This is a genomic window from Pseudomonas sp. CCI3.1 (assembly GCF_034313985.1).
Classification (GTDB): domain Bacteria; phylum Pseudomonadota; class Gammaproteobacteria; order Pseudomonadales; family Pseudomonadaceae; genus Aquipseudomonas; species Aquipseudomonas psychrophila.
This window is the reverse complement of the sequence record NZ_JAVIWO010000001.1, coordinates 573130-592574: the sequence shown is the minus strand read 5'-3', so window position 1 is coordinate 592574 and position 19445 is coordinate 573130. Positions and strand designations below refer to the sequence as shown.

The 19445-nt window shown below is 53.2% G+C and carries 10 protein-coding genes and 1 pseudogene; 4 read left to right on the top strand and 7 right to left on the bottom strand.

Features of this window, described 5'->3' with window-relative positions:
• Positions 1 to 2453: 2453 nt before the first annotated feature.
• The 3 genes and pseudogenes from RGV06_RS02450 to RGV06_RS02440 form a co-directional block, all read right to left on the bottom strand.
• Positions 2454 to 2717: a hypothetical protein gene (locus RGV06_RS02450; protein WP_322149268.1), complete on the bottom strand. Its 264-nt coding sequence runs from the start codon at positions 2715 to 2717 to the stop codon at positions 2454 to 2456.
• A 2012-nt stretch (positions 2718 to 4729) separates the two neighbouring features.
• A pseudogene (locus tag RGV06_RS02445) lies at positions 4730 to 5173 on the bottom strand (saccharopine dehydrogenase NADP-binding domain-containing protein); the annotation flags it as partial.
• A gap of 26 nt (positions 5174 to 5199) precedes the next feature.
• Entirely contained in the window at positions 5200 to 6297 is a 1098-nt protein-coding gene (locus tag RGV06_RS02440) for a carboxynorspermidine decarboxylase (protein WP_019822832.1), read from the bottom strand.
• Between the two features lie 271 nt (positions 6298 to 6568).
• Here RGV06_RS02440 and RGV06_RS02435 point away from each other — a divergent pair, with 271 nt between their 5' ends.
• Positions 6569 to 11275: a dermonecrotic toxin domain-containing protein gene (locus RGV06_RS02435; RefSeq protein WP_322149266.1), complete on the top strand. Its 4707-nt coding sequence runs from the start codon at positions 6569 to 6571 to the stop codon at positions 11273 to 11275.
• Positions 11276 to 11351: 76 nt separating this feature from the next.
• On the opposite strand, the gene RGV06_RS02430 is transcribed toward RGV06_RS02435, so the two are convergent.
• The 3 genes from RGV06_RS02430 to RGV06_RS02415 all read right to left on the bottom strand — a co-directional run bounded on the left by RGV06_RS02430 (position 11352) and on the right by RGV06_RS02415 (position 16558).
• Positions 11352 to 13505, bottom strand: a complete 2154-nt coding sequence (locus RGV06_RS02430) for a TonB-dependent siderophore receptor (protein WP_322149264.1) — start codon at positions 13503 to 13505, stop codon at positions 11352 to 11354.
• Positions 13506 to 13912: 407 nt separating this feature from the next.
• Positions 13913 to 15499 carry an ABC-F family ATPase gene (locus tag RGV06_RS02425; RefSeq protein ID WP_082113439.1) on the bottom strand — a complete coding sequence of 529 codons (1587 nt, stop codon included), beginning with the start codon at positions 15497 to 15499 and terminating at the stop codon, positions 13913 to 13915.
• Positions 15500 to 15928: 429 nt separating this feature from the next.
• The gene (locus tag RGV06_RS02415) at positions 15929 to 16558 is read right to left on the bottom strand and encodes a flagellar biosynthesis protein (protein WP_322149263.1); all 630 of its coding nucleotides are present in this window, start codon (positions 16556 to 16558) and stop codon (positions 15929 to 15931) included.
• 303 nt (positions 16559 to 16861) lie between these two features.
• Here RGV06_RS02415 and RGV06_RS02410 point away from each other — a divergent pair, with 303 nt between their 5' ends.
• From RGV06_RS02410 to RGV06_RS02400, 3 genes are all read left to right on the top strand, one after another.
• A complete protein-coding gene (locus RGV06_RS02410; protein ID WP_019822822.1) occupies positions 16862 to 17161 on the top strand; it encodes a hypothetical protein in 300 nt (99 codons plus the stop codon).
• 112 nt (positions 17162 to 17273) lie between these two features.
• Positions 17274 to 17798 (top strand): hypothetical protein, encoded by a 525-nt coding sequence (locus tag RGV06_RS02405; RefSeq protein ID WP_416194574.1) that lies wholly within the window; start codon positions 17274 to 17276, stop codon positions 17796 to 17798.
• A gap of 297 nt (positions 17799 to 18095) precedes the next feature.
• Entirely contained in the window at positions 18096 to 18440 is a 345-nt protein-coding gene (locus tag RGV06_RS02400; protein ID WP_037031803.1) for a hypothetical protein, read from the top strand.
• 69 nt (positions 18441 to 18509) lie between these two features.
• Here the strand turns inward: RGV06_RS02400 and dapA are convergent, their stop codons facing one another.
• Positions 18510 to 19385, bottom strand: a complete 876-nt coding sequence (gene dapA, locus RGV06_RS02395; protein ID WP_322149259.1) for a 4-hydroxy-tetrahydrodipicolinate synthase — start codon at positions 19383 to 19385, stop codon at positions 18510 to 18512.
• Between the last annotated feature and the right edge of the window lie 60 nt (positions 19386 to 19445).

Below are 19445 nucleotides of genomic sequence, written 5' to 3'. Positions count from 1 at the left end.
GGCCATATAAAGCATATGATTCATGCTACACCCATCATGACTAACAGCTAGACTTCATAGCTACATAAACCCTCAAAAAATTAAATGCACATAAATAAATGTGTGACTCTGCTATGAAGATAAACTCAGCTATAGATATGAAACAAGTTTATTAAAAACTCTGTATTAAAAAAACCATTCAGATACGAGACACAAAGTATTGAATTACTATCAAGTTGCTTTAAAATTGAATAGATTGAAACAGAATGAATAATCCTTTAAAACAAAATACAACAGATGGTAAAACTACCTGAAAGCCTTTAGGGAAGCGACACTGGTGCTCACTGAAGGCTGACCGACTGGAGATACCAAGAAAACCCGCCAGGTACTATTGGCTATGATTCTTTAATTATGATTAAATCATCAGGTATCAAGTGGTGAACAGACACTGCTGCAGCACGGCTCCATGCAAATCAGTGAGATGTGATTTATGCACTCTGCAAGGACAAACTGACGATAATAACCCACACGGCATGCTGCAACGGCTGCCCATTCACACAACAATGTAAAAATTAGACGTGACATAGAACAGAACGTCAAACACTTACAGTACAGTAACGTACGTGAAAGAACTGGAAATGACACAGGAAGCGATCAATTCAAGTGAATGCATCTGATGTTCTTACACAACGTGAAGAATTGCTCTCTTCCATCCTCACCCTCATCCTCCACCACTGCTGTACTAAAAGTACTACTACAAAAATTAGTCGGCGCGGGGCTCGCGCTTTAGTCCCAGCTATGCTGGGAGGTCGACAGATAGCTCGCAGTAGCTCAGCCACTGAGCTGCAGCAAGATCCTGCGCTACTAGCACTAGTTCGTGGGTGATGACACCGCATCTCAATCACGTACCCAGCAGCAGAGGCTATGAGCTGAGCCACTGCGGTAAAAAAAAAAACAATACAAAAATGACAGCTGGTTGCGAGAGCCGAACACAGCGGTGAACTGCATTCCAGCCTGGAGGGCAAACATATGGTGAAAAAATAATGAAAAACAGACCATGCCGGGTAATCGTAGGCCAAAAATCGCTTGATATCAGGCCTGGGCCCTCAAGGCTGTGAGCCATCGTGCCACTGCAACCTCAAACCTCCACTAACAGGCTCGGCACAGGGCTCACGCCTGATCCCAGTACTCGGGAGGCCTTCAGATCACTCGCTTGAGCTCCTGCCTGGATGGACTGTTTCTCCACGGCAAACAACATTTAATCAGGCCTGGCGCGGTGGCTCTCCTCTATAGTCCTTTGGTAGTTACTCAGCAGGATCACTGCTCGACAGCACTATCGTTGGGCAACACTCTGGGACAGCATCTTGTACATTAATTAATTACTGGCAACAAACAAAACGCAGGCACCTGATCTCAGCAGTTTGAAATCAGCTCTCCGTGATGTTATAGCAGTGTTCCTTCAATAACTCCAGCAACACAGCTACAGAACTGGTAGTTTCACCAGCTCATGTGACCTGCAAACGATTTCTGACCTTCTTGGCTGTGTATTTGTATGTTTGCTTCCTTTGTCGGCTAGCTCAGGGCTAGTCAGGCCTTTTTTTGACCTTTCGTGAGGCCTTTCGTTCCCAGTAACTGATTTTCTGAGGCTGTGTGTGCATTCAACTCAGTGTTGAACAAATCCTAGCTTGAAACACTCTGTAAAGTCTGCAAGTGATGTGAACTCCTTTGTGGCCTTTGATAATCAAGCGGGTTTATTTCTTGTGTTTTTCTTCGTATGAGGGTAGACAGAAGCAGAAGCAATCACGGGTACATGTGCGGGATAAACTAAAAGCAGCATTCTGTGACATCTGAATTCTTCTAAGCTAAACTGCATCTCAGTTCTGTGACTCTGTTTGATTGTGGCACTCTTGTAAACTTGAATTGGTGATATTTCATCTAGGATTTCAAGTCAGGCCTTTGGAAAAGGAAATATCTTCACATCTAGAACTAGACACAGAAGCATTCTCAGAAACTACTGCTGTGTTGTTGTGTGTGCTTTCAACTCACAGTGGAGCATCGTTTCTCTGTTTCATAGAGCATGTCTGAGAATCCTTCTTGTAAAGTCTTTATAATTGATATTTGGACTTCGTATGGCCTTCGTTGGAATCAAGCGCTTCGTATAAAATCTAGACAGAATGACGCAGTAATTTTCCTCTGCTTTCGTTCCCATTCACAGATAACTTTCTTGACAGAGCTTTCTGATGGCATTTTGAAACAGCATCTGGATGTGCTGGGTTTGAGGCCTATGCTAGGAAACGCCAGTAAACCTATACACAGAAGCAGAAGCACTGCTAACTTCTGAGAAATCATCTGTGCCTTTAACAGTGTTGAATTCAATCGACTGTGTTTGAAACAGCATGTTGTAGAATCTCCAGAATCTTTTCCAAGTGGATATTTCGCTTTCAGGCTTTCGTATCGAATTGTCTTCCCAAAAGCTAAACAGAACTGTGCCAATCTGACAAACATACTGTCATGGATCTGCATTTAAACACAAACAGAGCAAACTCTGTGGACCTGGTCTTCGTCGCTCGCTCCAGCAGGTCGTCGCGCTGCTCTTCGTCTCCTGTGCTGTCGGCGACGAAGACGTTGTTCTGCAACTGATGCCGAACACCTTCTTGGCGCTCGCTGCGGTTGACCTGGTCAGGCCGTTCGAATTCGCTGTGTTCGCGGCGCTGGCCACGAAGGGCGATGTTCTTCACGGCATGCGGACGCAGGGAGGCGTTGCGAGGTCCTCGATCCGTTGCAAGCGGGCCTGGTTTTCCAGCAGGCCGCGCAGGCCTCGGCTGGCCTCCTGGAACTGCTGTAGTCCTGCGGTGCTGGCGGGATGCCGAGCATGGTCGCCGCCTTCTTGGCCGTTCTTCACCCGGCGCTGGTGCAGGTAACCCGCCGTCGACTCGCGCTGTTGCGCTTGATCGACCGGTGGCGTAGCGCCCGGTCGTGGCCCCCGCCGGCGCCAGCTCGCCCGGCCAGGCCTTCTTCTTCATTTCCTCCACCAACGTGGTGACCTGGTGGCCGACAAGCCGGTCGAACGACTTCCGGTCGCCTGGAGAATTCGCCTGGCGTTGGGCCGGGTTTCGGTGTAGGGCAATCACCGCCGCCTTCGCCAGCAGCGGTCTGTGGGCAAAATCAGGCGCTGGGTCACTTCTTCGGTAACAGGCCAGCCGGCGCAGCCATGGGCGGCCTCAGTCCCACCTGGGGTAATTCGGGAGACTGGAATGGCATTACCGCTTGAACCTGGGAGGCAGAGGTCATTTTAGTGCCAAGGAGCCATGATCGTGCTTGCGGACCAAGAGACGGTGCCATGATCTCGAGTTGGGCGAATGACATGGCACCGGGCTCTCGCCCGTGCCCGGCCATTTCGGCGCGGGCAGCTCGGCCCCGATCGATCCTTCTACCTGGCGGCGCCAGCGATATCGGCACCTGCCAGACCTAATCAATTCTTCTCATGGGAGCAGTGTGGCTGGGGGCCTGACCCAGAGGCATGATCTGGCTTGTTGGTCTCAGCTGATCTCAGCTAGAGCATTGCAGGGGGAAAATCTTACAATCAAATGCTAAAATCATGACAGCGCAGTCTGCATTGCTGCATATAGGCTACGGCCGCTGCTGGCGATGGAATCCCGGCACGGCCTGGCAGCTTGTCAGCTCTCTAAATGCCAGCTGAGGCACTCAGCAGAATTCTGTGGGAAGCCTGCCACGAGCCTTATTCTTCATTCCCCTTTAAAGCTTGACATCGTCTTTGTTCCCTTCTTCTTCTATCTGCTTCATCCAAATCACTACAGCTAAATCTCACTTGTCCTCAAAAAATTTAAAAGTAACAACAAGGAGCTCACAAGAAGATTCTGCTAAGCACAACTAAATAATCCAACTGACAATGCTGAACACTGCTGACTTTGTGCCTGGCACCAATTGACCCAAACTATTCTGTTTGTCAAAGGCAAAGACTAGCTGAGACCCTGTCAGGCAGCTGGCTGCAGCAACTCTGTGCTATCATCAGCTTGGTGGGGACGTCTTGTTCTCCTCCTTGAGCAGAACCAGGCCAGCTCCTGCTCACCTTATCCCGCCTGCCCAAGAGGGCAGCCTCCACTGCATTCTGCCTGGTCCTCCTGTTCATCTGTCTGCTGTGGCATTAACAGCAACTCCCCAAACTGTACTTTGCATTCTCAAGCTATTTGCTTCCTAGGCTCTCTTCCAGGCATCTCAAGTGATCTGTGACATTGTGTCTGATAACCATCTCTGCTTTCTTCATCCTGTGCACTGAACTCAAATCCTGATATGCCATGCCTTAAGACCTGAGCTGGGATTCAAGTGAGCCACCACAGCTAACCTGTTCTTACTCATTTCAGGCATAGTGAAAAACAACCATCAGAAAGCAGTGATTCTGCAGACGCTGGCTGTAAATGCCATTTTCCCAGCTCTCCAGCTGCCATAGGCATCAAGGATACTAACTGACTCATTCTTCAAATTGATAATTTGGGTATATATACCTTTCCTACAAACATGCTGCACATTCCTGGAAAGAAGCTGCACTTCAACTTCCTAAGACTTTTTTTATCTGCATAATTTCTACTGACTTCTTCCTCAAACCTTCAGCTCTTTGAAGATGATTTTATGGTGGTGTACAAAATACTATAAAATAGCATGTATCAAAATATCAATGAATCTTGCAATCATCTATACCCACTAACCACCCTGTGCTCTTCCTTCAAATCCTTCCCTGAATGGCGGTGATGTTTTTCTCTTTGCACTCCTCGATGTGGTTCCACTCGTAGTTGCCATACCAGGGCGGCGTTTCGCAAACCTTGCCCGGCTCTTCGTGAATGGCGGTGTCAAGGTAAGCCACGCCGGTATCGATGCAGGCACGCAGCACCGACATGTTGAGGAAGGCAGAGCCGACGTTGATGACGATCTGCGATTCGGTTTCAAGAATCAGCGCCTTGGTCGCTTCGACATCCAGAGCGTTCAGCGAGAAGGCTTTGATGTCGGCGGGCTGCTTGAGGCTGCCCTTGGCGATGACGCTGTCGATGATGGCCTGGCATTTGGAGATGTTGCGCGACGCGATAGCGATACGACCAAGTTCATCGTTGTGCTGCGCGCACTTGTGGGCCACCACCTTGGCGACACCTCCTGCACCAATGATAAGAACGTTTTTCTTCAATTTGTTTAAATCTCCCTTCTGCCAGATTACGAGAGGCTGGACAGGTAGTCGTTGAAATCAAACTCGCGAACCACTTCGACTGTACCGTCGAGTTGTTTCACTACGATGGACGGCATTTTCAGACCGTTGAACCAGTTTTTCTTGACCATGGTGTAACCCGCTGCGTCGATAAACGACAGCCGATCGCCGATGGCCAGCGGACGATCAAATTGATACTCGCCGAAAATGTCCCCGGCCAGGCACGACTTGCCGCACACCATGTAGGTGTGTTCGCCTTCGCTCGGGGCCAGTTTGGCATTCAGGCGGTAGATCAGCAGATCGAGCATGTGGGCTTCGATGGAGCTGTCTACGACCGCCAGGTGCTTGCCGTTGTAGAGCGTGTCGAGCACGGTCACTTCCAGCGAGGCGCTCTGGGTGATGGCAGCTTCGCCTGGTTCCAGATAAACCTGCACCGCGTATTTTTGCGAGAAGGCCTTCAGGCGTGCGCAGAAAGCATCCAGTGCATAGTCTTCACCAGTGAAGTGGATACCGCCGCCCAGGCTGACCCATTCAACCTTGTGCAGCAGTTCGCCGAAGCGTTCTTCAATGGTGCACAACATCTGGTCGAACAGGCTGAAGTCACCGTTCTCGCAGTTGTTGTGGAACATGAAACCGGAGATCTGGTCGATGACCTGTTCGATCTTCACCGGGTCCCATTCGCCCAGACGGCTAAACGGACGTGCGGGGTCGGCCAGCAGGTAGTCGGAGCTGCTCACCTGCGGGTTGACCCGCAGACCGCGCACTTTGCCGGCAGAAGCCTGGGCATAACGCTGCAACTGACCGATGGAGTTGAAGATGATCTTGTCGCTGTTCTCGAGCATCTCCTCGATCTCGTCGTCGGCCCAGGCCACGCTGTAGGCGTGAGTCTCGCCGGCGAACTTTTGTCGACCGAGTTTGAGTTCATACAGCGACGACGACGTGGTGCCGTCCATGTATTGCTGCATCAGGTCGAACACCGACCAGGTGGCGAAGCACTTGAGTGCCAGCAGGGCCTTGGCCCCGGACTGCTCGCGTACATAGGCGATCTTCTGCATGTTCGCCAGCAGCTTTTGTTTATCAATCAGGTAGTACGGGGTTTTGATCATTTCGAGGCGCCTGCGGCATGGCCAGCCAAAAAAGGATGCGCATTGTGCCTTCACTGACCGCAGATCGAAAGAGCAGAACGCCAAGTTTGATCGGCGGCACCCGTACCGCAAGGCTCAAAGCTCAGATAATTCAGTGAACAGATGCGGCATGCAGCCATCACCCAGCCTATTTATATAGGGCATGGAGCGGCATTAAATTGTTTCAAATCCCGTCTTTGTGCATGCACAGGTTTTTCAGGCATGCCTCCTTTGACGAAGACGGATCTGCCCCATGAATTCGACCCGATTGCCCCCTGATTATCTCAGCCGATTCGATGTGCTCAGCAGCTTCAAGCACACTGAGTTTTCTGCTTTACCGACCCTTGAAGCAGTGGTTTCGCGGACCTTTGTAGAAGTGCTCAATGAGCAGCGCCCAAGTCTGGGCATTCATCCGGGCGCGACCCTCAAGGTTGCAGTGCCGTTGCGCATTGCGCAATTGCCCGTTGATCCGGCCCGGCGCTTTCACTTTATGACCCCGGCACAACTGATGATCGAACGCTTTACCGGGCTGTCCGAGAGAACCCTGAGGCAAGGTGTTCACTGGTTGAGTACCGAAGACAATATTGAGGCGCTTAGCCTGCTGACTGTGAACATGCGTGATATTGAAGTGATTGCCAGTGAGTGGAGCCCCCAGATCCCGACACTGTTCAAACAGGCACTCGCGTGCTTCTGGGGGCAAGTATCCGGTGCAGGCCACAGCCCCTTGAGCTGGCTGGCCCGTACCTTGAAGGCCGGCCTTTACAGTGCTGCCTTGAATACCCAGCGCGCACCTGCCTTGACTCAAGAGCAGGTCAGCCTGGCGACCGAGGTCACGCTGGCGAGTCACAAGCAGCACCGTTTGCGATCACCGGGCGAGGGGGGCAATCGCGCCTATGTCGTCAATATAGATACCACCCGCCTGGGAGAACCCCGTTATTTTCGACTGCCCGGGGTGGCTGTTCTTGAGCGTTCTGAAGACCAGCAAACCACTCTTCTGGCCTGGTCGCTTGCGGGGGGGATCGAAGCGTTTGACTCGCTGCAGGCCTTCGGTGAGACCCTCGCCAGCGGGCTGGAGCCGCCTCTGTCCGAGCATGCCAGCTGGAGTCTGGACGAGCCGGAAGACGAGTTTTTTGTCGCCCTTGCACATACCCTGCTGGATAAGCAGCTTGAGGACATTGATGCCATGTTTGCGACTGCCCGGGTGCAGCGATGGAGTGCCGAACGACTGGAGCACGGGCTGCTCAACCTCACCCAAATGCCTGATGTGTTCAGTGCCCGAGAACGCAGTCAGTTTGAACAGGTGGCCGATCAATTCCCGGCCTGGCTTGAGGAGGGGAGTGCCGATGATCAGTTGGCCTACAGTGCCTTGCTGGCTGCTGAGATCACCCGACAAAGTGAAGCGCGAGGCCATTCCTTTCTGGACGATGTGGCCCCGTTGCCCGATTACGCCAGCCATCAACTGCGCTCACGCATTCTTCAGGATCACCCGCACGCCACCTCAGTGAATGTGGACGATATTGAAGTGCATGATTTAAGTATCGAGAACTTGCAAATGGCCTGGATGACCGATGACGTCATGTCTCTGGTCGACCTGTCGCTGACTTACATCGGTGGCAAACCGCCCGGGTTCCTGTCTGTCAGGGGGCGTAATGGCGTGACCCTGCCGCAGTGGATGAATGCAGGCTACGTCAAGCAACTGGTGCAGGAACTGGACGTGGGCAGTTCTTACATTGCCCTGCTCAGGCGTCTTCTGATTGAAGATGAACAGGTGGCCAGAACCCGGCGTGGATTGTTCAAGGCTCAATTGAGGAATCAACTGCCCATGCTCGCGCTGGAAAAGAAGATCAAAGGCGAGTCAGCGATCACCTCGCGCGGTGTCGAAATCATTCAGCAATTGATGCACCAGGACCGGCTCACAGCCCATGACAGTGTGGTGATCAGGCCGCTTGAGTTGTCACCCTATGAAGGGGCTAAGGTGGATACCGTGCTCAATATGTTCATCTTTGGCCCAAGGCAAAAATCAGTAGGGCCTTTCGTGCTGTACAGCCCTTTCAATAGCGAGGTACTGCGCGAATTCATCAGTTGGCAAGCGCTGTTGACGGCGATCAAGCAAGCAGGACCCTTGAACGACCAGGTCCTGGAATGGATGCCGCAAAAAAGCCGTGGGTACTATGTGGAGGGCGGTTTTGACAGGCCCCACCTTGAGAGTGTGCTGTTGGAAGGTGAGCTCGCAGTGTTGCCACGCCGCCCGGCAACGTTAAGTGAGCGGGTGTTGGAAGGTGATCATTTTGAGTTTCTGTTCGATGCCAACACGGGCGCATTGATTGCGCTGGCTGATCGACAGTCAGTCAGCGTTTCGGAAAGGCGCTGGATCTTCTTCAAGCAATGCGCCTGGACGTTATTCAACGGCCTCACGTTTTTCGTCAGTGGCCCCCTCGCCAAAGCCGCCTGGCTTTTTCAGGTACTGCTCAGTATCGATACGGGGCTGCAGGCGCGCATCGAACGCGACAAAGCTGCGGCTTCGCAATCGGTGCTTGATCTGTTGTTTATCATCAGCCTGACCCTGTTGCACCGCGGGCTCACGTTTCAATCTGAACGGACTCAAAAGGCGCGACTCAAAAAGGCGGTGGACGAGCCGTTGTTCAGCGTCCCTGAGCCGATAAAACCCCGTACCGCACCGGTAAGGCTTCAGCCCAGAACTCCCGGCACGGTGCCAGCCCATGCCCGAGAGGATTACTCGCCGCTGGATTTCTCATGGTTTGGTGCCAGCCCTCAAATGACGGCCAACCAGAGCGTGGCTATTGCAACCTTCAAGGTTGCTGTAGACCTGAGCAAGGCCACGAAAATAGAGGTCGGGCCCTTCAAAGGGACTTACACCTATCAAGGCAAGTACTGGGTCAAGATCAAGGATGCTGTGTATCGGGTCAGCCGGGAGCAGGACGGTCTGGTGATCCAGGACGACAGAAATATCCTGCGCCTGGGGCCCTGGCTGATGACCGATGGACAGGGGAGTTGGGACTTTGATTTGCGCCTTCGCCTGCGCGGTGGCGGACCCAAAAAAACCGTGCAAGCCCGGCGCGCAGCGAAAGAAAAACAAATCAGTGAATTCAACACTCAACGGGTCGCCCTGATCGCCCAAAAACAAACAATACAAGGTGTGATGGAACTGACATTGACGCTATTAAAATCGGCCACTTCAAGGCGTGTCGAATTAATCGGGCGGCTGGAGCTTGAGTTTGAGCGTTGGTACAAAAAACAGGCCGAGTTACTTAAATTGCTTCATCAAATGAATACCTTCAGCCGCATTGCCAATTATGAAACTGAACAGCTCTATGGTTTGGCGGCAGTGCTGAAGTTTGCGTTTGATGTGCAAGTATTAATTGAAGGCGAATATCGCCAGCTAAAAGGTAGCTCCCAGTCAGTCGGATTTTCCAACGTGAAGTTTCAGGCCCTGGAATCCCTGGCAGGTGGGGAAAGTGGGCCCTATGAGAAAATGATTGCCGACCTGAAAGTCACCGAGTCATGGGAAAAAAGGCTGGTGAGGACTTCCGAATTAGCCTTCGATGCTTTGCAGGAAATCGGCAACGTGGATGCAGGCAATGACAGCAACTTGAAGCGTATTACCGAGATTGCGGATCTGGACCCGGCCTGGCGTTACTGGAATGTTGTGTATGTAAAGACGTTGCTTGAATTGTTGGTAAAGCATGAAGTCAGTGAGTTGACACCCCTTGAGCTGGACTGCATCAATTACTTTGATAATTCGAGGTTGGCAACCGTGGCCATGTCCCAAGCCAGTATTGTGCTGGATGGCAGGATTTCAACGGCTGAACGTATAACGTTCTTTGATAGCGCGCTGCATGCGTACGAGGTGGCAAGGTTGCAATGCCGTGGCCTTTTGGCCCTGCAATCCAATGCTTTTCGAAATGAATACGTCATCTCACTGGATCGGATGCTTGAGCGGCTAAGCCATTTTGCAGAGGTCATTTTCAGCAACGCTATCAAGGCCATCGAAAACGTTGAAGTGGAGGAACCCGCTCCCTCTTCAAGCCAGCAGGCCGCCAGAGCCGAGAGCAGACCGCATTCTTCGACCAGACCCAAGAAGGTATTCAAGACCGACAAGCAGCAAGTGTTGGTCGGGGTGGTGCGCGACCCCGTTGCCGGAGAGACAGCAGAGGTGGTTGATGTCATCGATTCGATGAGCAATATGAAGGTCAGCAGCTACAGGAATACGGGAGGAGAGAGCTGGATTGAAGTTGAGAAGCCAACTCCGATTGCGCCCAGGCGCGCTAACCAGAGGCGGGCTTTGTCCCGGCTGGAATCCCAGGCGAGCGAGCAGTTGGAGCAAGTGGAAAGCACTGTCCAGCTGGTCAAGTCCCAAGCCAAAACCGCGAAAATCCCGCTGGAAATCGAAGATATCCTGGTTCGCAAGTCCCAGGCGTTAGCGGATACCGCACGGAGTATGCAGGACATATTGACGGGCGCAGATGTGGCCGAGGGTCACATTTCTGACGTCAGGGCCAGCGCTGTCAGGGGGACGATTGCCGAACTGGAATTGAACGCCGAGCGGTTGAAGCAGGAAGGCCGGCAGATCCGGATCGAGATGATCAAGGAGCAGTATCCCACTGAGGAGCGGGTGGACTACCTGATGACCCAGGGCGAAATCGGAACATCGAAGCTTGGGCCCAGACGATCGCTGTCCAAAGGGGTGCGCAGGGACTATCTCCAGGAATATGAAATCAAGGACAAGTCGGGCGCTGTGCTCTGGTATGCACACTTTCATTACGACACCCAGGATGCCGCACCGCAGTCCTACACCGCAGCGCATTTGAAAACCCTGGAGCAACGTACGATGAGTGAGCGAGCGCTGTACATGAAAGCGAGAAACAGCACCGATGTGATTGAGGTTTACCGGGGCAAGATCAACGCCGCCTTGGCTGGCAAGTTGTTTATCAACCTTTGAGCGAATTAGGGTGGCGTGCGGCGTATCGGTACCGCCTGCCACCCTTGAGCCGGTGCAGCGCATCAGCTGTCAGGTGTTACAGCGTCCACTTCAGCGAAAACATCAGGTTGCGCGGATCGCCGTAAGTCCCTGAACCGCTGGCGGTAGGGATGCCCTGCCAGTATTTTTGATCCAGCACGTTGTTCAAGTTAACCCGTGCATCCCAGTGCTCATCCAGGCGATAGCCAGCCATCAAGCCAACCACGGCATAAGGGTCTTGCTCGGCATGACCGTTGCCGACCCGGCCATAGGTTGCGCTTTGCGCCAGCACGTCAGCGCCAATTCGGACTTTTTGCAGATCGCCTTGCAAGTGATAGGTGGTTGCAGCTTTGAACAGATGCTTGGGCTGGTTGGGTGCGAACAGGTTGCCTTTGTCAAAAGCCTTGTCCTTGACGAACTGGCTCAGCACCAGGGTATAGGCGGCGGAAGCCTGCCAGTCAGGGGTGATGGCACCGCTGATTTCCGCGTCCAGGCCACGGCTGCGGACTTCACCTGCGGCTTCATAGCAAGTGCGGTTGGTGGCAAGGCAACTGGAGGGCTGAGTATCGAGCGCATAAGCACGGTTTTCCTGGGTCATGTCGAACAGAGCCAAGGATACGTTCAGTTCACCGTTGAAGTACTCGCCCTTGATCCCGACTTCATAGCTTTCACCGGTCATCGGTTTGAGCACCGAACCTGCGACATCCTGTTGGGTTTGCGGCTTGAAAATTTCGGTGTAACTGGCATAGACCGAGTAAGTGTCGTTGATGTCGTAGACCACGCCCGCATACGGCGTGACTTGCTGAGTGACCTTGTAATCGCCGGTGCCCGAGCGGTTGTCGTATTCGTACCAGCTCAACCGGGAGCCGATGATCACGTGCAGCGGGTCGAACGGGTTGAAGCGAGCGGCGGCATAGACGCCTTCTTCTGTCGCGGTGTTTTGGCTCTGGTACGGGGTACGGTCAGCAATGTCCGGCTTGGGAATCACGCCCGGGTCGAAATTGTAGATATCGATCGGCGTGGCCTTGGCCCAGAAGCCGCCTTTCTGGTCGAATTTTTCCTGACGACGGCTTGCACCCACCGTCAGCTCATGTTCGCGGCCAAACAAGCGGAATGGGCCCGAGAGCGAGCCATCGAGGTTGGTCTGTACATCGGTGGTGTCATACTGGCCGGAGGACTGGGTAAACCCGCCGCCCTTGGCTGCGCTCAAATAGCTGGAGAACGTGTTGGACTCGGCCCAGATCTTGGCGAAGGCCAGCCTGGAGGTCCAGCCGTTGTCGAAGCGGGTGGTGAGGTCGGTGAACAGGCTGACGTTGTCCCGATCCCAATAGGCCCAGTCGTTGCTCAAGAATGTTGAACGCGACAAGTGCAGGTCTTCGCCATTTGGACCTGCTGGCAGGCTGCCCCAGTCCGAGGTGGCGTCGTCGCGTTGCTTGGAGGCGCCGAGGGTCCAGGTGGTGGCATCGCTCAAGTCTGCTTCAATCACGCCGTAGAACGTCTGACGCTGTTTATCGCGTTCGTCGATGTAGCTCTTGTCATCTTCATAGGCCGCCACCACGCGGCCGCGCAGGGTTCCCGCTTCATTGAGCTTGTTCGACGCGTCCACCTCAGTGCGGTAACGATCCCAGCTCCCGGCGCTGGTGGTGATACTGACCTGCGGCGTAGCGGTAGGGCGCTTGCGCACCAGATTCAGGGTGGCTGACGGGCTGCCGGCACCGCTCATCAGGCCCGTGGCGCCGCGTACGACCTCTACGCGGTCATACATGGCCAGATCCGCCCCGGCGATGGTGTCCAGGGTGAACGTACTGAGACTGGTGGGCAGGCCGTCGTACATCAAGTTGTCAATGATAAAACCGCGTGCGAGGAACTGTTGGCGATCCCCACCGAACTTGCGAAGGGTGATGCCCGGTGCGTATTTGACCACGTCGTTGAGGTCATTCATGCCCTGATCATCCATGCGCTGACGGGTAATGACGCTGACCGATTGCGGTGTTTCCCGGATCGATAACGGCAGGCCGACAGCCGTGCTCATGGCACCGGTGGTGTAGGAGCCGCTGCCTTCGGTGGTGGCGTTATCGGTTATCACGCTTTGGGCATTGATGTTCACCTCACCGAGGTTCAGCGGACCTGGACTGGTGGTGGCAGCCAGGGTTGCAGCAGAAAAACCCAGCGCCAGGGCACCGGTCAACGAAGAGGTAAAGGGAAGGGGCATCACACAGATCCTGCAGAAGAAAAGATTCGTATCGGCTTTTCAGACAAATCGCAGTGACTGAAGCTCGTTGTCTGACAACGGACTACGCTATTGCGTCGATACTAAAGACTTATTCTCATCTGTAAATAGCAATTGTTATCAGATGCGCTGGATTTGTATTTGCACTTGAGGTTAATGCGCTTGTCCTCTATGCCCATTCACTCTGGATTAGCTGGACGAAAAGGGTGGTCAAAGGAGCGATAGCCCAATGGAAGCAGGGGGATGTGTTCATAGCCCCTTGAGTTTTAGATTCCAGAAAAACAAATGCCCCGACACGTCGGGGCATTTGTTTTCGATCCTGATCAGGCTATGTTTTCACATGCTCTGGCCAGCATGGGGTATTGCGCGACGACGCGGGGTGTCTTTAATCAGAACACAACGCCCTGGCTACGCAGGTAGTCATCGTATGTGCCGCTGAAGTCGATCACGCCACTTGGGCTCAGCTCGATAATACGAGTGGCCAGCGACGATACGAACTCACGGTCATGGCTGACGAATACCAGAGTACCCGGGTAGTTCTCGAGTGCCAGGTTCAGCGCCTCGATGGATTCCATGTCCAAGTGGTTGGTCGGTTCGTCCATGATCAGTACGTTGGCTTTTTGCAGGATCAGCTTGCCGAACAGCATGCGACCTTGCTCACCACCGGAAATAACCTTGACCGACTTGAGGATGTCATCGTTGGAGAACAGCATGCGGCCTAAAGTGCCGCGTACCATTTGCTCGCCTTGAGTCCACTGGCCCATCCAGTCGAACAGGGTCATGTCGTCTTCGAAGTCGTGGGCATGGTCCTGGGCGTAGTAGCCCAGTTCAGCGGCATCTGTCCACTTCACAGTACCGGCATCCGGGGTCAGTTCGTTGACCAGGGTGCGCAGCAGGGTGGTTTTACCGATACCGTTCGGGCCAATGATTGCAACGCGCTCGCCGGCTTCAACGGTGAAGCTGAAGTCCTTGAACAGAATCTTGCCATCAAAGCCTTTAGCCATTTGCTCGACCATAACGGCCTGGCGGTGCAGCTTTTTGTTCTGTTCAAAGCGAATGAACGGGCTGACACGGCTCGAAGGCTTGACCTCGGCCAGGGTGATCTTGTCGATCGCCTTGGCGCGGGAGCTGGCCTGCTTGGATTTCGAGGCGTTGGCCGAGAAGCGGCTGACGAACGCTTGCAGTTCGTTGATCTGCGCTTTCTTCTTGGCGTTTTCGGAGAGCAGTTGCTCGCGCGACTGGGTCGCGACGGTCATGTACTCGTCATAGTTGCCCGGGAACAGACGCAATTCGCCGTAGTCCAGGTCAGCCATGTGGGTGCAGACACTGTTCAGGAAGTGCCTATCGTGAGAGATGATGATCATCAGGCTGTTGCGCTGGGTCAGAATGTTTTCCAGCCAGCGGATGGTGTTGATATCCAGGTGGTTGGTTGGTTCGTCGAGCAGCAGTACTTCAGGATCCGAAAACAGTGCCTGGGCAAGAAGAACACGCAGCTTCCAGCCCGGCGATACTTCGCTCATCGGGCCGTTGTGCTGTTCGATGCCGATACCCAGGCCCAGGAGCAATTCGCCGGCACGGGATTCAGCGGTATAACCGTCCATTTCTGCGAACTCGGTTTCGAGCTCGGCAACGGCCATGCCGTCATCTTCAGTCATTTCAGGCAGCGAATAGATGCGATCGCGCTCGGCCTTGACCTTCCACAGCTCTTCGTGACCCATGATCACGGTGTCGATTACGGTGAATTCTTCGTAAGCGAACTGGTCCTGGCGCAATTTACCCAGACGCACGTTCGGCTCCAGCATGACCTGGCCGCCAGATGGCTCAAGATCATCACCGAGGATTTTCATGAAGGTGGACTTGCCGCAACCGTTGGCGCCGATCAAACCGTAACGGTTACCTGCACCAAATTTTACTGAAACGTTCTCGAATAGCGGCTTTGCGCCGAACTGCATCGTGATATTTGCTGTGGAGATCAATTACTTTACCTATCAATAGCTTAGAAAGCGCGAATTTGGACCGGGACCAATTTTTGACCCCTTTGGGAGCTCTTCAAGCTCACTCCGATCTGAGCTTGAGTTGATCCATCGCGCATAAGTCGACAGCAGCATCTGCACGTTATGGCCGAGCTGCTGGGAAATAAATGCGGGGGTTCATGCCAGACATATTGCGTATTGTCTCATAGGTGTGCCGGCAGTTGTACGGTGGTCTGTACCGTATCTTCAAGGCGCTGATGGTCGGCTTCCAGGGTTTGAGCCCGTCAGAGGGTCGCGTCACGCATTTAATGGGGCTTTGCGCCCCGTTTTGCACTCGTTATCCATCCGGGCAGTGACCGAATACATCCATGAACAGCCGTGAGCTGGTACTTGAAATAGACGGTCACTGACCTGTTGTGTCCCGCAAGTCGCTTAAAGCTGTTTCAGGGTTTCCTGGGTAATGGCTTCAAGACCGGCTTCGGTGATTTTCTTCCAGTCGGTATCTGTCGGCACTTTCAAGTTCTCGCTGACCAGCGTTTTCACGAAGTGCTCAGGCTTGCCTGGGGTTTTTATCTGCAAAAAGGACTTGTTGCGTAGCACCTTATCGAGCACGCCTTCAGCCGTGTACCATGACCAGAATTCAACGATGTTTACGTTCACTTGTCTGACATCAAGGGCTCCGGGAGCGCTGACCACCTCATAGCCTGCCTGGCGGTAAGCGGTGGCAACGGCATCGCCTACCAACCCTGAAACTGTACGGCCCTGTGGCAACAGCACGTCGCCGATGGCCATATTGAAGTTATTGCGTTTGCGCGCAATCGCCCGCTCGGTTATCGACGTGTCGTCGATGTCGTCGTACTTCAGTGACGGTATATCGAATCTGGAAGGCTTGATCTCAAAGACACGACTATCAACGGTACTGATGTAAACCTTTTTGCCATTGCTGGGGGCCGGTGTCTCAGTATTGCCTGGTGGCAAAACATCCACATTCACTTCTGCCCTGTTAGTGGCGCAACCTGACAACAGCACCAATGCCGCAACCGCCAAAATTTTGCGAACCATCTTCAATACTCCCTCTTATAGTGCGCCTTCATAGGCATGACCCAAAACTGGCCAAAAAGAGTGTAGAAGACAAATCGCAGCTGTACTGCTGGGATATTTCACGGGGTTGAACGCAAAAAAATCGGCTCAGATTCAGGCCGTCATTGCAGTCGTTTAATCGCGTAATTGTTGTGTGTGACGCCTGTTATTGCTCAGTGAAAATACGCTTGCAACCCCATGGCAGACACCTCGCACCGAAGCGTGATGTGTTGAAGTGAGCTAAAGCAGTGCTTTAGGCTATCGACCTATTCAGGAGGTTTTTATATGAAACAGTTACTGTTAGGTGTTCTGCTGGCTTCGAGTGCTGGCCTTGTACATGCCGGGGTTCCGTTAGTTAACGCAACCTGTCCAGGAGGCACTGAGGTCCACGCCGATCAGGGTGGTCCCATTTATATCAATGGCAAAGAGGCCACGCTGAAGAAGTTCAGTGAAACCTATTTCGAGGCCAAGGGCAGCGGTATTACGATTTCGTTGATGATCAATCCAGACGGCTCTGCAAGTGTTTCATATACAGGTAAGGCCAGGGCTAATGGGATCTGCCAGGTAAAAGGGCAGGACACCTGACAACAGCGCCACTTCAGGTGTTTGTGGAACGCTCGCGGGATAAATCAAATGAACCCCTGAGGGAATTGGACTCTAAGTAAATTCAATCCCACGGAAATTTACTGTGTCCAAGATCATTACCGAGGATGTTCACGTTCCAAGGGAGTCTGCCGAGGACGTATTTCTATTTGGTACTCCGAAAGACCGTCTGGATTTCTATCGACGAGAGATCCAGTACGAAACCACCTTGCTGTCCAATCGTACGAACGCCTATTTGACGGCTCAGTCGTTTCTGGTCATCGCGTTCGCTTCCTCAATGGCCAACCTGAATCCTGCGTGGGGTGAGTTGTTCACTCTGATAGTGCCCACCTTGATGGCGGTTCTGGGCGTTGTGAGTTCACTGAATGCCTGGCCAGGATTTAAAGCGTCGAATGTCATTATTGATCATTGGCATTTCAAGCAAAGCCATTTGCTCAAAAGTGATCCTGTGATGGGAAATGCCTACGATGATTCCCCTTTGTTCAACGAGACTGAGTCCAGTCACAAGGGGTATAGAAAGTCTCTGATGTTCTCCATGAGAACGCCCTGGTTATTTATGGTTTTTTGGCTGGTCCTAGGAAGCTTTTGTATCTGTGTTCAGCTCTCCAATGCCAGTTGAGGCGCTGCACACAGCGCTTTGTTCGTCGTTGCGAGGCTAGCCCTTCACGCAAAGTGTACGGGCCCGCTATAGGCGTACGTTCAACTGCTACGCTAATGATCTGCAGTGCCTGACGGCTCAAATAAGTCTCTGACACTCAACCCTCGATTGTGAAGCGTGCTAACAGAATGGGGTTGAGGAATGCAGGGGCTGTCGGCGAACAGGCGTGGGATGCCCTGCACGAATAACCAGTATATGAATTCAACCGAGATACAGCTCACGTCAGTTATCGAGGCTTCATTGTTGAGGTGTTCGTCCATGCAAAGACTTTGGAAGCGCTATCAGCAGTTGCTGGAGAACGATCTCAGTACGCAGATCTTCGACAACGTTAAAAACCTGGTCGTGTGCGCACTTCTTTTTGCAGCGGGGACCGATGCCCTGAGAGGCACACATGATCTGTTCATGGGGCTCCTGGCATCCAGCATGGCAGGGTGGGGCCTTGTTGCATTATCGACAATCCTTCTGGTACTGAATGTGAGTGACGGCATTCGCCGGCTCGCCACTCTTCGCTACCACTTGCTCCTCCAGGCATCCCTCATCCTGATTTACGTGGTGATCTCGATGCGTGTTGTCGAAATCGTCTGGGGCTTTCGATCTTCCTGATAACACTCCAACGGCCTGAAGACCGCCCATGTGCCGGGCGGCCATGACTGTGCCTGGGTCCTTGGCAATCTAACAGTCGCTGTTTTTCAGGACGTTCACTATGCCCTGCAAACGCAGCTTCATGGCTTCACTGCTACGTTGCATCGGCGCTCGCAACTCGTCATTGATCAGGCCAGCAAGCGCCAGGGCGGATTTCACCGGAGCAGGATTGGGTTCGATGAACAGGCTGTGAATCAACGGTACTAATCGAAAAAACGTCGCACGGCCCTCGGCCAGCTGGTTATCGCGAATTTGCTGATACAGGGCCACGAACAGCTCTGGATGGACGTGTGCAGAGGCGGCAATTGCGCCAGATGCCCCGAGGCACAATGCACTGAATATCTGGTTGTCTTCGCCGCATAACACATCCACTTTTTTACTGGCCAGAAGCGCCAGTGTGTTGGCCTGATTGCCGCCGCAATCCTTGATAGCGACAATCTGCTCATGCTCGACAATGTTGAGCAAGGTCGTTTGTTCGAAGGTCACGCCGGTGCGATAGGGGATGTCATAGAGAATGATCGGAACGCTTGAGGCATCGGCGACGGTATTGAAAAAACCTTCAAGCCCCGCTTGGGACGGGCGGATGTAGTACGGCGGCGGAACCAGTAAACCTGCCACGGAGCGCTTGAGGATTTCACTCTGAAAACACAGCAATTCGGCCAGGTTATTGCCGGCCAGCCCCATGACCACCTGCGCTGCTGGTACCTGTTCGAGCACCGCATCAAGCACATCCAACTGCTCACGTTTGCTCAGCGCAGCTGCTTCGCCCGTGGTACCACAGACCACAATACCGTCGATTCCACTTTCCAGCAGATGACTGACCAGCCGCCGAAGTGCGACAAAGTCGATCGCGCCGTTATGGAAAGGTGTAACGAGTGGAATCCAGATCCCTTGAAACGATGACATGTACTTTCTCCTGAGGGTTGACCGATTTAGTCACCGCCAGAAGTGCAGAAGGGAACAAAG

What these genes read in the sequence shown, in the direction of transcription:
- RGV06_RS02410 (WP_019822822.1), top strand. Translation starts at nt 16,862, where the DNA reads ATGAAACAGTTACTGTTAGGTGTTCTGCTGGCTTCGAGTGCTGGCCTT.
- RGV06_RS02435 (WP_322149266.1), top strand. Translation starts at nt 6,569, where the DNA reads ATGAATTCGACCCGATTGCCCCCTGATTATCTCAGCCGATTCGATGTG.
- RGV06_RS02400 (WP_037031803.1), top strand. Translation starts at nt 18,096, where the DNA reads ATGCAAAGACTTTGGAAGCGCTATCAGCAGTTGCTGGAGAACGATCTC.
- dapA (WP_322149259.1), bottom strand. Translation starts at nt 19,385, where the DNA reads ATGTCATCGTTTCAAGGGATCTGGATTCCACTCGTTACACCTTTCCAT.
- RGV06_RS02430 (WP_322149264.1), bottom strand. Translation starts at nt 13,505, where the DNA reads ATGCCCCTTCCCTTTACCTCTTCGTTGACCGGTGCCCTGGCGCTGGGT.
- RGV06_RS02415 (WP_322149263.1), bottom strand. Translation starts at nt 16,558, where the DNA reads ATGGTTCGCAAAATTTTGGCGGTTGCGGCATTGGTGCTGTTGTCAGGT.
- RGV06_RS02440 (WP_019822832.1), bottom strand. Translation starts at nt 6,297, where the DNA reads ATGATCAAAACCCCGTACTACCTGATTGATAAACAAAAGCTGCTGGCG.